At 56.4% G+C, this 14,576-nt stretch carries 11 protein-coding genes; 4 read left to right on the top strand and 7 right to left on the bottom strand.

The window, feature by feature from the left end; all coding sequences use genetic code 11:
* Positions 1-5 precede the first annotated feature (5 nt).
* The 5 genes from AACS24_RS19260 to AACS24_RS19240 all read right to left on the bottom strand — a co-directional run bounded on the left by AACS24_RS19260 (position 6) and on the right by AACS24_RS19240 (position 5,514).
* Positions 6-2,216, bottom strand: a complete 2,211-nt coding sequence (locus tag AACS24_RS19260) for a chemotaxis protein CheA (RefSeq protein WP_108571690.1) — start codon at positions 2,214-2,216, stop codon at positions 6-8.
* A 22-nt stretch (positions 2,217-2,238) separates the two neighbouring features.
* Positions 2,239-2,565, bottom strand: coding sequence for an STAS domain-containing protein (locus AACS24_RS19255; RefSeq protein ID WP_104015558.1), 327 nt, complete (start codon positions 2,563-2,565; stop codon positions 2,239-2,241).
* Positions 2,566-2,578: 13 nt separating this feature from the next.
* Positions 2,579-2,947 (bottom strand): response regulator, encoded by a 369-nt coding sequence (locus tag AACS24_RS19250; protein ID WP_033114172.1) that lies wholly within the window; start codon positions 2,945-2,947, stop codon positions 2,579-2,581.
* Between the two features lie 9 nt (positions 2,948-2,956).
* The gene (locus AACS24_RS19245) at positions 2,957-4,174 is read right to left on the bottom strand and encodes a methyl-accepting chemotaxis protein (protein ID WP_108571689.1); all 1,218 of its coding nucleotides are present in this window, start codon (positions 4,172-4,174) and stop codon (positions 2,957-2,959) included.
* 251 nt (positions 4,175-4,425) lie between these two features.
* A complete protein-coding gene (locus AACS24_RS19240) occupies positions 4,426-5,514 on the bottom strand; it encodes a ketoacyl-ACP synthase III (protein ID WP_108571688.1) in 1,089 nt (362 codons plus the stop codon).
* A 214-nt stretch (positions 5,515-5,728) separates the two neighbouring features.
* On the opposite strand from AACS24_RS19240, the gene AACS24_RS19235 reads away from it, so the two are divergent.
* From AACS24_RS19235 to AACS24_RS19220, 4 genes are all read left to right on the top strand, one after another.
* The gene (locus tag AACS24_RS19235; protein WP_108571687.1) at positions 5,729-6,670 is read left to right on the top strand and encodes a LysR family transcriptional regulator; all 942 of its coding nucleotides are present in this window, start codon (positions 5,729-5,731) and stop codon (positions 6,668-6,670) included.
* Positions 6,671-6,798: 128 nt separating this feature from the next.
* Positions 6,799-7,407, top strand: a complete 609-nt coding sequence (locus AACS24_RS19230; RefSeq protein WP_181364236.1) for a LysE family translocator — start codon at positions 6,799-6,801, stop codon at positions 7,405-7,407.
* Between the two features lie 97 nt (positions 7,408-7,504).
* A complete protein-coding gene (locus AACS24_RS19225; protein ID WP_108571685.1) occupies positions 7,505-9,364 on the top strand; it encodes a peptidase U32 family protein in 1,860 nt (619 codons plus the stop codon).
* Positions 9,365-10,253: 889 nt separating this feature from the next.
* The gene (locus tag AACS24_RS19220) at positions 10,254-12,275 is read left to right on the top strand and encodes a bifunctional 2',3'-cyclic-nucleotide 2'-phosphodiesterase/3'-nucleotidase (protein ID WP_108571684.1); all 2,022 of its coding nucleotides are present in this window, start codon (positions 10,254-10,256) and stop codon (positions 12,273-12,275) included.
* 139 nt (positions 12,276-12,414) lie between these two features.
* Here the strand turns inward: AACS24_RS19220 and AACS24_RS19215 are convergent, their stop codons facing one another.
* Positions 12,415-12,909 (bottom strand): methylated-DNA--[protein]-cysteine S-methyltransferase, encoded by a 495-nt coding sequence (locus AACS24_RS19215; RefSeq protein WP_108571683.1) that lies wholly within the window; start codon positions 12,907-12,909, stop codon positions 12,415-12,417.
* Complete coding sequence (locus AACS24_RS19210) at positions 12,906-14,450, bottom strand: AlkA N-terminal domain-containing protein (protein ID WP_108571682.1); 1,545 nt, start codon at positions 14,448-14,450, stop codon at positions 12,906-12,908. Before AACS24_RS19210 ends, AACS24_RS19215 begins: the two co-directional genes overlap by 4 nt.
* Positions 14,451-14,576: the final 126 nt, after the last annotated feature.

Below are 14,576 nucleotides of genomic sequence, written 5' to 3'. Positions count from 1 at the left end.
ACTCCTCAGTTGATGCTGATGTGGGGTTGGATTGATGGGGGATTTAATCGGCTAAATTGCCCTGATTCCTGGTTTATTGCGTGCTGAATAAGCGATGGAATATCGAGGATAAGAGCAATTTCTCCTCCTCCCAAAATGGTTGAACCACTTATTCCCTGCAGCCGCTGGAATAATTTACCCAGAGGTTTGATGACAGTTTGAAACTCTCCCAGCAACTCATCGACTACCAGTCCAGATTTTTTCCCTGCATAACTCACCACTACAATATTCTCACGACGCCCCTTGATGCCTTGGGTATCAAAGTAGTGCTGCAGACGAATGAAGGGCAGCACTTCACCTCGCAGGTTGATGTAATTTCGTCCTTGTGTATCGGCCAGAGCGTTCGGGGTTAATTCTACGCACTCGATCACCATATCCAGCGGGATCACATAATGGGTATCGCAGACCCTGACCAGAAAACCGTCGATGATGGCGAGTGTCAGCGGAAGGCGGATTTGCACTCTGGTGCCCTTGCCTGGGATGCTGTCGAGTTCAACTGTGCCACGCAGGGCAGTAATATTGCGTTTGACCACATCCATACCGACGCCGCGGCCGGAAAGATTGGTAATCGCTTCGGCAGTGGAAAAACCGGGCTCGAAGATGAGTTGGTAAATCTCCTGGTCTGTCAGCGTACTGGTGGTACTGATCAAGCCGCGTTCAATGGCTTTTTGCTGGATCCTTGCCTTGTTGAGGCCAGCGCCATCATCCCTGATTTCGATAACGATGCTGTTAGAGTCATGGTAGGCGTTGAGATTCAACGTTCCTTTGGAGGGTTTGCCCGCAAGGAGGCGTTGCTCGGCCGATTCGATACCATGATCCATCGCATTTCTGACCAGATGCATGAGCGGGTCGCCGATCTTCTCCACGACGGATTTGTCCAACTCGGTTTCTGCACCTGATATTACCAGGGTGATTTCTTTGTTTAGCTCCTGACTTACATCTCGTACAACTCGTTGAAAGCGGTTGAAGGTATCACCAATGGGGACCATTCTCAGGCGCAATGCATTATCGCGGATCTCTTCCACCAGCATGGCGATCACCGATGTGGCTTCCTGTAGCTGGGCTTCCCTGATTCGCTGCGCGAGCAAGTTTGCCCCTGAGCTGGCGACTACCAGCTCCCCAACCAGATTGATCAGGTCATCCAGCTTGTCGGCATGTACCCTGACGTAGCGTCCCTCCTTGTTTTTGCTCTCTTTGGTCTGGTTTTGTTTTTTCAGTGCAGCATCGACAACGGCTTCATTGACAGCGCCTTGCGCGATGAGGATTTCACCAAGCTTGGGCGCGATTTCATTGGATGTTGCTTGCTGGATTTGTAGTCCAGCGGCCAGCTCTTCTGCGGTCAGTGCTCCGGTGTTGACCAGTAGTTGCCCCAGCATGGCGTTATCTTCCGGCAGCGATTCAATGAGATTGATGAACTCGGTGATCTTGCTGTGGGGGGGGAGAATGACAATCTGGCAGTCATCTCTGACAAATTCAAAGACGTCGCTGATGGCAGCCTTATCTGCTTGGGAGTCAAAATCAATTTCGTAACCGAGATAGCAATTTTCCGGATCAAATTGACCCCAATCCGGTATGGCCTGGTGAATGGTTTCCAGTGCACTGATAGTACCGAGCGTGCAGAGATAGCGCAGAAAGGCCGCAGGATCCATGCCGTTGCGCAGCACGTCCGGGCCAAAGCGCAAAGAGATATGCCATAGCGATGCTGAGCTGGTGACAGCTTCCTCTTTTTCTATTTTGGCTTCGGGAGTGGGCACAGTATCTGGCAACGTGGTTTGCGGTACGCATTGGTAACGGGTGAGAGCGAGCCGCAAGCGCTGATCCTGCATTTCGTCGCTATCGCTCAATGCAGAGCCCTGTTCGGCTACGACGCTAATGAGTAGCTGGATGTGGTCACAGCTCTCCAGCAGATCCTTTATCAAGGGAGAGGTGACAACAAGCTGCTGGTTTCTTATCTGGTCGAGCAGATCCTCTACGATGTGGGTAAACCCGACAATCGGCTGCAGCCCAAACAGCCCTGCAGAGCCTTTGATTGTGTGAGCCGCACGGAAGATGGCACCTATCAATTCACCATTATCTGGCTCACCTTCCAGTGAGAGTAGAGCGGACTCCATCTCTTCGAGTAGATCACGCGCCTCGGCAATATAGGTTTGTAAAGCCTGATCAAGATCGATACTCACAGTGACTCCTTGTCATGCTGGCTCAGGGCCGCTCGTCATGAGTGATGAGAGTTGGATCGCCAAAGAATCCGGATAATTGGCAAAGTTCCAGAAGTTCCAGCACGATGTTGCTATGCCAGACCAGCGAGAGGGGGTAACCCTGTTGCTGTGCACTTTTTTTGGCTGCGATCAGCAGTTGGAGTCCCGCACTATCTATCTCGGCAATATTTGCCAGATTGAGTTCCAGTTCCCGTCCTTGATAGAGCAAGGGGGTGAGTGCCTCTTTGATTTCGCCCACTGTGTATATGGTGAGCTCGTCAGGTAGTGTTACCACTGTCTTGTTATCCAGCATCTCGCTTTGCAATGACATATGAGCTCCGGCATCATGGCATGATCAGTTTGGATACCGCGGAGAGCATCTGTTCCGGCTGGAACGGTTTGACTACCCATGCTTTGGCGCCTGCAGCTTGACCTTCCTGCTTTTTGCTATCCTGCGACTCTGTCGTCAGCATGATGACGGGAGTGAATTTGTAGCTGGCCAGCTTTTTCGCCTCTTTGACAAAGGTGATGCCATCCATGTTGGGCATGTTGACGTCGCTGATGATCAGGTTGATCTTCTTGCCGTCGAGTTTTTTGAGCGCGTCCTTGCCATCACAGGCTTCCATTACCTCATAACCGGCTCCTTTGAGCGTCATGCCTACGACTTGGCGAATGGTTGCCGAGTCATCCACGATCAGGATCGTTTTGCCCATATATCTCTCCTAGAAAAATGTGATGTCAGCGCTGCTTGTTTGCGCTTGGACTGTACGGGTAGTGCGACCATGGTGAATATTGCGTTGCTCATCGGTTGCGTATGAGAGCTCCATATCAGCCAACCACCGGTTGGCATCGATCTGGATTGGTCCCGAGTGCTGGTTGTTTTGCTCCGATTGCAGGTGGTTCGAGAGGTTCTCCATATTTTTCCGGATATGGCTCAGGATCTGGCTGACCCTGTCCTGAAATTGCAGTGAGACAATAACGCTGGAGATTTCGCGATGGATTTCGGTGCTTTCGTTTTGCAGTAAAGACGCTGACTCAGCCAGACTGTCGGTGGCATGACGAAAGCGGCTCAGCACTTGCTCGATGGTTTGCTCGGAATTTAGGGCCGAGGCGTGATCCCGTGCCGCGGCATTTTCGGCAATCTGAAAAGCACGGCTGATTCCTGTGTTGATGGTGTCGACTTTATCCGTCATTTTTTGGGCTGTTTCGCTTGAGAGGCGTGACAGGTTGCGCACTTCATCCGCTACCACGGCAAAACCACGTCCGGCTTCGCCAGCACGTGCTGCTTCAATGGCTGCGTTGAGTGCCAGCAGGTTGGTCTGGGAGGCAATCTTGGCAACATCCATCGCCATGGCATTGAGTTCGATAGTGTAGGTTGTCAGGCTCTTTATCTCGGCCAGCATGGCATCCCGATTGGCTTGCGCCGAGTGCAAGATGGCAACGACTTCATTGAGCTGTTGTTGGCTTTCGCTAAGAACTCCTGCCATGCCACGAGAGTTGGCATCTCCCAGTTCCCCCGCAGCAAGATGAGAGGCATTGACTGCCTCTTCCAGCTTGGTGGCCAATCCGCTGAAGCGTTGAGTCAGATCGATCATTGCCTCTTCGGTCTGTTGGCGAGAGTTTTCAATCTGTTTTGACCAGATGGGGAGAACTTTTTCACATACCTGTTCGAGACCAGCAATGGAGTGGGCATGTACGCTGTTATCTATGGCCACAGAATCAGCTGCGCGAGTTTGCTGGTGGTGCAACTGCTGATGGAAATGGCGAGATGTCCAGAGAGAGGCCCCGCAGGAGAAGAGCACGGTAACAAGCAGGTAAATGAGCGAAAGGGCGCCGGCGAGCTGTAATAGCAGGCAGCTCAGCACGCCAAGACCGATACCGCAGAACCAGCAAACCGGTTCCCAAAGCGGTGTGTTTACGCCACTTTTTGGTTGTGTCATTTGAAGTTTTATCCCAGTGCAAAATTTTTAGGGGTTCAAGAGCCAATGGTTTTAATGTGAGGGTCTCTTGAATCTCTTTCTTTATTTATAGTTGGCACAATAAGGGTAGCGTAAAAAAAATAATTGGCTGCAAATTGGTCTGTTATGACAGGTAGCCAGAGGCACTGTTAAGGGGACAAGAACAGGAGTTGGGTGAACTGGATAAAAAAAGAGCCTGCAGTTGCAGGCTCTTTTGCTGAAAACAGTAGATGTCAGGCTTCGTTGGCGTGGGCCTTTTGGCAACCTTCCACGGCGTGGGCAATCAGCTCCAGCGCGCTCTTGTCGCACGGCGGCAGTTCAGCCTCGCACTTACTGATAGGGGTAACACGATCGCCCCACTTGATGATGGCTGCACCCCAGGTTAGACCAGCACCAAAGGCGGCTGTCAGCAGATATGAGTTCGGTTTGACGCGGCCCTGCTCCAGCGCTTCGCACAGGGCGATAGGCACGGTAGCTGCGGAGGTGTTGCCGTAGTTTTCGATGTTGACCATCACCTTCTCCATCGGCGCATTCATCCGCTTGGCGAGGGTTTCGATGATGCGGATATTGGCCTGATGGGGAACGATAAGGTCGATCTGCTCGGGGGTGATTCCAGCCTGAGCCAAAACGGTAGAAGTCGCTTCGCCCATACCGCGTACGGCACGCTTGAAGATCTCCTGACCTTCGAAGTTGAAGGTGAACAGACCGTCGATATCGGCAAAACGCACCCGATCGGTGCCGAAGTTAGGTACGTGCAGGATCTCGCGAGCTTCGCTGTCACAGCCGAGTTTGTTGGCGATCAGGCCACACTCTTGTTCGCTTGCCTCGATCACCACGGCACCGGCACCATCACCAAACAGCACGGCGGTATCGCGGCGTGCCCAGTCCAGCAGGTAGGTGAGGCGTTCGGCACCGATCACCAGCACCTTCTTCATCATGCCGGTCTGTACCAGCGAGGTGGCAACCGAGAGGGAGTAGACGAAACCGGTGCAGGCAGCGTTGAGATCGAATACGGCGGCGTTTACGGCGCCCAGTTTCTTCTGCACCGCAGAGGCGGCGCTTGGCAGCAGGTTGTCTGGGGTGGCGGTAGCCAGGATGATGCCATCGAGGTCGCTCGCTTCGAGACCTGCACAGGCGAGGGCTCGACGGCCAGCCAGAGTGGCGAGATCCGAGGTACTGACATGAGAGACCCGACGCTGCTTGATGCCGGTACGGGGATAGATCCACTCGTCTGACGTATCCATGATGGTGCTGAGGTCATCGTTGGTCAGCACGGAGGGGGGCAGGCATTTGCCCCAGCCGGTGATATTGGCGTATTTCATCTTGTTACCGCTTCTCAAAGTGGATCGCCCGCGGGCGGAAAATCGTGCAATTATGCCGCACGAGACAACCACTGTCATCTTGTGGTCATGGTTATGTGCTGGGGCTATCTGGCAAGAAAGGGTCGCAACGTGCTGAACATGGCTGGAAATTTTGCTTAAAACGAGATGCTTGCTTGCCCTAAGATAGGCGTTTCGCCACCGATGAGGGTATCCCTTGCTCAGAGCCAATCTCAACTTGCTGCCCACCCTCAAGGTACTGCTGGAGACCCGCAATATCAGCCGCGCCGCCGAGCTGCTGCACCTGAGCCAGCCCTCCATCAGCAAGCAGCTTGCCCAGTTGCGTTGCGAGTTTGACGACGAGCTGCTGGTGCGGGAGGGGCAACGCTGGCTGTTGACGCCGCGCGCCGAACTGCTGGCCGCCCAGCTGGCTGATTCTCTCGGGGCGCTGGAGCGGCTCTACGAGGCGCCCGGGTTTGACCCGAGCCGCTGCGAGCGGGTATTTCGGCTCGCCTCTTCTGATTATGTGGCCCAGCATATCCTGCCCGATATCTGCGCCGCGCTCGCCAAAGAGGCGCCGTTGGCGGCGCTGGAGTACAGCTTGTGGGACAAGCGTCAGCTGCCGCAACTGTGGCAGTCCGAGCTCGATCTGGTCTCCACCATCACCGAGCAGGTACCGGAGCAGATCCGTGGTCTGCATCAGGGGGAAGATCGGCTGGCGGTGCTGATGGGACGTCACCACCCGCTGGCGGGCAAGGCGCTGAGTCTCGATGACTATCTGGCTTGGCCTCACCTGCAGGTGAGCGGCGGTGGTGACAAGGACAGTCCGGTGGAGCAGGTATTGGCGCCGCAGGGACTGGGTCGGCGCTGGTTTGCCAGGGTTCCCTTCTTTCAGGCGGCGGTGGAGGTGTTGCTACGCACCGATTGCCTGATGACCACCCCGGCCCATATCGCCTGGCAGCTCTCCTGCGCCCATGGGCTCACCTTTGTCGACCTGCCGTTTGCTACCCGTGACCAGCAGTATCATCTGCTGTGGCACCAGCGCCACCATCAGGATCCGGCCCACCGCTGGTTTCGCGAGCTGGTCTACCCCTTCCTGCGGGATCACCTGCAACGTACCGTCGGCGAGAGCCGCAAGCAGCTCGGCCAAGGGTGCTAGCTACAGTCAGTTGTCTCGTTGTATAGCCATTGGTTATGGAATCTATTCATAACTTTCACTACTGGCATAATGGCTCAGCCCGTACCCTGAATGCAGAGCATCATATCGAGCATATAAAGAGGAAAAGCATGGAACTGACGAGTTGGCTGGCACTGGCTGCAATCTGCGTGATGGGCGCCATCAGCCCAGGGCCGAGTCTGGCGCTGATCATCCGCAACACGGTGCAGGGCGGACAGGGGCACGGCGTCGCCACTGCGCTCGGTCACGGCCTCGGGGTTGGTATCTATGCGCTGGTCACCGCGCTTGGCCTCTCCATCCTGATCACCCAGACCCCGATCCTGTTTGATCTGATCCGCTACGGCGGTGCTGCGTTTCTTGCCTGGCTTGGAGTGAAAGCCCTGCTGGCCAAGCCTGCCAATGGTGAAGCAAGTGAAGAGGTGCACCAGCTGCGTGGTCGGCAAGGCGCCTTTGAAGGTTTTATGGTGGCCTTCCTTAACCCCCAGCTAGCGGTTTTCTTTATCGCCCTGTTCAGCCAGTTTGTGCGGGCCGATACCGGCTGGAGCGAAGGGGGCATCATGATGCTCACCGCTGGCGGGATCGATGCCGTCTGGTACGTGCTGGTGGCGCTGGTGCTCTCTCGTGGCCCTGTGCTGGCGTGGCTTAAAGCCAAGTCTTTTGTCATCGATAAGGTCAGTGGGCTGGTGCTGCTCGGGCTGGCGCTCAAGGTGGTTATGTAATCCTGCATTTCGCAGATACCTTAAGCGGGATCAAGGCAAGCAAACTGCAGATGATCTAGAGTAGCCGTCATTTGCTGTCCGCCCTGATCCCGAGACCATGCACCAGAACAAGCATTCCCTAAGCCACAACAACCGGTTGGAGCTGCTGGCTCCGGCCAAGAACCTCGCCTACGGCATCGAAGCCATCAACCATGGCGCTGATGCTGTCTACATGGGCGGCCCTGCCTTTGGCGCCCGCAGTGCGGCGGGCAACTCCCTCGAAGATATCGAAGCGTTGGCGCGCCACGCCCACCGTTTCGGGGCCCAGGTCTTCGTTGCCTTTAACACCTTGCTGCACGATCACGAGCTGGAGCAGGCGCGGCGGCTGACCCACCAGATCTACGAGGCGGGGGCCGATGCGCTCATCGTGCAGGACATGGGGCTGCTGGCGCTCGATCTGCCACCCATCGCGCTCCATGCCAGTACTCAGACCGACAACCGCACGCCGGAGAAGGTGAAGTTTCTGCAGGATGTGGGCTTCTCTCAGGTGGTGCTGGCGCGCGAACTGTCGCTGGCGCAGATCCGCGAGATCAGTGCGGCGACCAATGTGCAGCTGGAGTTCTTTATCCACGGCGCGCTCTGCGTCTCCTACAGCGGCCAGTGCAACATCAGCCATGCCCGTACCGGCCGCAGTGCCAACCGCGGTGAGTGTGCCCAGCTCTGCCGTCTGCCCTGCTCGCTGCAAAAGCCGGATGGTGAAGTGCTGGTGGCCGACAGTCACCTGCTGTCCCTCAAGGATATGGATCAGACCGACAACCTGGAGGCTTTGATTGAGGCGGGGATCCGCTCCTTCAAGATTGAAGGGCGTCTCAAGGGGCTCGACTACGTCAAGAACGTCACTGCCTGGTATCGCCAGAAGCTCGACGCCATTCTCGACACTCGCTCCGATCTGGTGGCTGCCTCTGCGGGTCGTTGCAGCTACAGCTTCACGCCTGATCCCAAGAAGAGCTTCAACCGCGGCAGCACCGACTACTTCCTCCATGGTCGCCAGCAGGGGATCGACTCTACCAAGAGCCCGAAATATGTGGGCGAACCGCTGGGGCGGGTCACCAAAGTCACCAAGGATGGTATCGAGATTGACGGCAAGCAGGTCACTCTCAACAACGGCGACGGTCTCGGCTTTTTCAAGCCGAACAACGAGCTGGTGGGGATGCGCCTCAATAAAGTGGAAGGTAAGCAGTTACTCCTGTCAGAACGCATGCCAGGTCTGAAAGTGGGCACCGAGATCTACCGCAACCACGATCAGGCGTTCAGCAAGATGCTGGAAAAGGCCAGCGCGGATCGCCGCATCCGGGTCGATATGGTGCTGGCAGAGTGCGATGATGGCTTGTGCCTCACGCTCACCGACGAGCAGGGCATCAGCGCCGCGGTGACCCTACCATGCGACAAGCAGCCTGCCGACAATCCGGAGCGGGCGCTGCAACAGGCGCGCGACCAACTCGGTAAACTCGGCAACACCCTGTTTGTGGCACGCAAGATTGAGTTGGCATTCACTCACCCGCTATTCATTGCCGCATCACAGCTTAACGGCTTGCGTCGGGATGGCATAGCTGCGCTGGAGGCGGCGCGTGTGGCTAGCTACCAGCGCCCCGAGCGACGCATTGCTCTGCGGGATATCAGCTATCCCCAGCACCGTCTCTCCTACCTTGGCAATGTGCTGAACAGCGCCGCCGAGCAGTTCTTCCGCGAACACGGGGTGGAGCGCCTCGCCCCCGCCTATGAGGCGAACAAGGAGGAGCGGGAAGTGGTGCTGATGATCACCAAGCACTGCATCCGCTACAGCCAGAACCTCTGTCCGAACGAGGTGCCCGGTCTCAAGGCCGAGCCGCTGGAGCTCAAGATGGGTAAAGACACCTTCCGTCTGCGCTTTGACTGCAACCGCTGCGAGATGCATGTGATGGGAAGTTTGAAGAAGTGATTGCCGAACCGCGGCTCTGTTAAGTCAGAACTGAGTCGGGAGGAAATGAAAAAGCCCCCGGAGTTTGGCTCCGGGGCTCTGCTTTTGGCGATTACTGCTGGAACTGCTCAGCCGCTTTCAAGCTCTGAATGGAGCTTTGTGTTCCTATTCGGCTGAATGAGATTAATTGGGTCACTACGTTGTCACCGACTTTGGGTAATGCATTTATTTCCAATACAATATCGATATTTAATAAATTCAGTATATAAGTATCAGGTTTGGCTCCCTCATTGGATTTTTAAAAATCCATATATCAATCAGCCAATGCTCACAGATTATTACGAATGGTTCTTTCAGTTACTGAAATAATACTAGCTGACGCTTTTACGCTGACATTCTTATTCTGTGCCGGGCGGGTATTGTTCAGGCGTTGTCGATCATTTTTCTCCATTAAATAGGGTGTCACCGGTAGTTATGCAGTGGCTATTTCTATTAGTACTCTATTAATAGAGTTCGGATGAAAATGAGTGGTAATTAAGCGTGATTGTTCGGAACTGAAAAGTAAATCCAATTTCAAATGGTTACATCCTCATGTTGCAATGTTCTTTGGATGTTGCATTACTGCTGAAATATGACTGGGGTGATGGGACACCTATTAACTGGCAGCAGATATTGAAATGGGCTGCTTTTTTATAGCGGTTTATATGTTGTTCAGACATTGTTTTTGTTGTTATTAATTGGTGTTGTTTTAAGTTAAGACTCGTTGTCAGAGCATATGAAAGGCAGATAGTGATATGAGCCATTTATGCAGTTTTGCTCACATGAATCTGTCTGGTTTGCAGGTAGAATGTACGGGCTGGCATTAACGATAAACACAACATAAAGTGAGAAACAACTCATGACTATACCAATGAAGACGACCCTCACGCTGAGCTCGGTGGCCGTATTGCTGCTGCTCTCCGGTTGCAATAGCGATAATGGAAAAGCCGCCCCCGGAGATGTCAATCTGCGTCTGATCGAGACCTCCGATATTCACTCCAATCTGCTTGGTTTTGACTACTACCAGAACAAAGTCGACCACTCTCTCGGGCTTTCCCGTACTGCGCTGTTGATCCATAAAGCCCGTGAGGAAAATGGCAACAACCTGCTGATCGATAATGGCGACCTGATCCAGGGTACGCCGTTGTCGGATTACGTGTTTGCGCAATACAAGGGCAATCCGGATTACCTGAAAAAGCTGGGGCATCCCGCCATCAATGCGCTCAACCAGTTGCAATATGACGTCGGCAACCTCGGTAACCACGAGTTCAATTATGGCCTCGACTATCTGGCCGATGCGCTGTCGGGGGCCAATTATCCGGTCTTGAATGCCAACGTGTTCGATGCCCGCGATTTCAAACGCGACGGCAATGGCAAGATCGACTGGAATGCCATGCCCAACCGTTTCAAGCCTTATGTGCTGCTCGACCGTCAGGTGAAGGACGTCAATGGCAACGTGCAGACGGTCAAGGTTGGGGTACTGGGGGTAAATCCGCCCCAGATCATGCAGTGGGATCGCCGTAATCTGGAAGGCAAGGTCATCGTGGCCGATATGGTCGAGACGGCTGAGCACTACATCCCCGAAATGCGTGCCAAGGGTGCCGATCTGGTGGTTGTAGTGGCTCACACCGGTATCACGGGGACGCCGCAGGAGCCCTTTATGGAGAACGCTGCGGTTTATCTGGCACAGGTGAAAGGCGTTGACGCTCTGTTGCTGGGCCATGCCCACAAAGCTTTCCCTGGCGAGTATCCGGATGTCGCCCAGGTCGATAATGCCCAGGGCCGGATTGCCGGCGTGCCTGCCGTCATGCCGGGGGTTGCGGGTAACCATCTTGGGGTTATCGACCTGAAATTGACCCAGAAGGATGGCCGCTGGCAGGTGGTTTCCAGTCACTCGGAAGTGCGGCTGGTCGACAAGAGCATGGATGTGCCGGGAGATAGTCAAATCGAGGCGTTGGTCGACAAAACCCATGATGCAACCAACCAGTGGCTGGCCGATCCTATCAGCGAGATCGCCAAGCCCATCTACAGCTTCTTCTCGGTAGTGCAGGACGATGCCTCCCTCCAGATCGTGAGCGATGCCCAGAAGTGGCACATTGATCAGGTGAAGGCGGATTGTCTGAGTCATAACGGGGTGAATTGCGCCCTCAACGAGGATCTGCCGGTTTTGTCGGCGGTGGCGCCGTTCCGTGGTGGCCGCAACGGCCCGAACGATTTTACCTGGGTGCCAGCGGGCAAGATCTCCCTGCGCAACGTGGCGGATCTCTATGTCTTCCCCAACACCCTGCAAGTGACCAAAGTTAACGGTGCGACGGTGAAAGAGTGGCTGGAGAAGAGCGTCAGCCAGTACAACCATATCGTCCCCGATGCCAGCAAGGTGCAGTGGCTGGTGGTCGATGACTTCCGCCCCTATAACTTCGACATGATCAAAGGGGTGCAATACAAGATTGATATCACCCAGCCAGCCCGTTATGACCAGGATGGCAAGCAGATCAGCGATAAGCACAGGATCACCGAGCTCACCTATCAGGGCAAACCGATCGACCTGAAGCAGAACTTCTATGTGGTCACCAACAACTATCGCGGCAGCGGTGGCGGCAATTTCCCGGGCATCGACAGCAAAGCGGTAGTGCATGAAGATCCCATGGAGACCCGCGAAGTGCTCTCTGCTTACGTCAAGGAGATGGCCAAGCAGCATCCGGAAGGGTTTGAGCAGAAAGTGGATAACAACTGGAGTCTTGCTGCGTTGCCGGCCGGGGCCAAGGTGTACTTCTACTCCTCAACCAACCCGGAAACCGAAAAACTGGCGGGGAGTAAGCTGAAGCGAGTCGAAGGGGTCAAGCCGAATGATCCCAAGTTCGTCAACCACGCGATCTATCAGCTGGTTGAATAGGCTGCGAGCGGTGCATCGCCATGAGTGATGCATGGTTGTAGTTGTAATGGCAGAACCCTTATGCCCCCGTTTCGGGGGCATATTTTTTCTCGACCCGATTGGGTGGCGCTGGTTGATACCCCTCTTCGGCCTGCGCGCGCTATTGCGCGGTGGCTAGCTCCCTCTCCTGCTTCTCCAGTGCCAGCAGCACCTTTTTAATCTCCAATCCCCCCGCATAGCCGGTCAGGCTGCCGTTTTGGCCGATCACCCGATGGCAGGGGACGATGATCGAGAGCGGATTGCGGCCGTTCGCCGCGCCCACTGCCCGTACCGCATTCGGCTTGCCGATGGCACGGGCAATATCGCTGTAGCTGCGGGTTTCGCCATAGGGGATGTCACACAGCGCTTGCCACACTGCTTGCTGAAAGGCGGTGCCACGAGCCGCAAGGGGCAGGGAGAAGCGCTGCAAGCGACCGGCAAAATAGGCGTCAAACTCGGCGAGGAAGGGGGCCAGCGCTGCAGCGTCTTGCTGCCAGCCGCTCATATCGGGCAGCGCCCGCAGGCCCGCGACAAAATCCACATGCACCAGACCATGCTCGTTGATGGCAACCAGCAGATCGCCGCAGCGGGTCGGCAGAATATCGTAGCGGATCATGATGTTATTTCCTGTTGTTGGTTGCCGGACTGCGCTTCATTGCCTCCGGTATCGATAAGCAAGGCAGGCGCTTCGCTCATGGCGTGCCACAACCAGCTTGCGGCATAGCTGCGCCACGGCTGCCATGCGGCACTCTGCGCCAATACCTCTTTCACCGGTAGTTTGGCGCCTCCCCCGAGCGCTTTTTGCAGTACCAGATCGGAGGCGGGGAAGGCATCGGTATCGAGTCCGCAGCGCAGCCGCCAGTAAGCGACCGTCCAGGGGCCTATGCCCGGTAGTGCCAGCAACTGGTCGTCACTGGCTGTCGTGAGGGTCATCTCGCCGCTGGCCAGCGCCTCGGCCACTCCCCGCAGGGTGCGAATGCGGCTGCCGGGCATGCCGATGCCGTCGAGATCGAGCTCACACAGCTGGGTGGGGGTCGGCAGTTGCGCCACCCCGAATTGGGCCTCGGTGCGGGCCACCAGTCGCCCGAGTATGGTGATGGCCCCCTTGACCGAGACCTGCTGGCCGACGATGGCGCGCAGCATCACCTCGTACTCGTCCCAGCCACCCGGCAGTCGCACGCCGGGCCAGCGTGTCTGCAAACGGCCCAGTAGCGGATCCTGAACGAGCTGAGCGCCGATCCGCTGCATGTCGGCATCGAGATCCCACATCCTGCGCACCCGATAGAGCAGATCAGGCAGCGCGGCGAGCGGCAGATCATGGACGGTGAGCTGCAGGCTGTGCCCCTTGCCCTGTGCGATGCGCACCACTGCAACCTGATCGCCAACCAGATAGCGCCGCTCATACACCTCGCCATCCACCCGCTCCAGTCCGGGGATCGCCCGCAGCCGATAGAACGCCAGCATGGCCGCCACGTCATACGGGGGGCGGTAGGGTAGTTGCAGCGTCAGCGTTGCCCCACGCTGGCCTGAAGCACAGTGGTCGGCCATATCGTCGCAGCCTTCCTGTTGGCGCAGGGTGCGCGGGGCCAGCCCATAGGCGTTCAGCCAGGCATCGTTGAAGCGGCGGATGCTGGCAAATCCGGCGGCAAACGCGATATCGGTGATGGGCAGCCGAGTCTCGGTCAGCAATCGTTTCGCCAGCAGCAGGCGGCGCGTCTGCTCCACCTGCTTTGGCGAGGCGCCAAGGTAGGCCTCGAACTGGCGGCGTAGCGTGCGCTCACTGATACCGGTTTCTGCGGCTAGTTCGGCGAGCGTGCTGTCCGCCAGCTCGCCGCGATCGATACGCGCCAGCAGCCGTGTCAGCTGAGCAGGCAAGTCGCTGCGAGCGGCGGGCGCCAGCTCAGGGCGGCAGCGCAGACAGGGGCGCAGGCCATACTGCTCGGCGGCAGCAGCGCTCGGGAAGTAACGCACATTGTGCTCGTGCGGCGGACGTGCCGGACAGACTGGTCGGCAGTAGATGCCGGTCGAGATGACGCCGGTAAAGAAGCGGCCATCGAATCGCGCGTCGCGGGCGAGCCGTGCGGCGTGGCACTGCTCGCGGCTGAGGGCGTTGATCTGGTGATCCTGTGGCTGGTCACGCTCGTGCTGCGGCGTCATGGCATGGCTCTCTTGCTGGTGGGTGCCGGGTGTTTGCTGATGCGGCACAAAAGGGATGAGTGAGAGACTAAGCAGGATCGCGGGTGATGACTAGCCAGAAACGGACAGAGATAGCAATTAAGTTTG

This window comes from Aeromonas sp. HMWF016, assembly GCF_963878195.1.
GTDB lineage: Bacteria > Pseudomonadota > Gammaproteobacteria > Enterobacterales > Aeromonadaceae > Aeromonas > Aeromonas lacus.
Note: the sequence above shows the minus strand (reverse complement) of the source record. Positions and strands in the feature narration are given on the sequence as shown.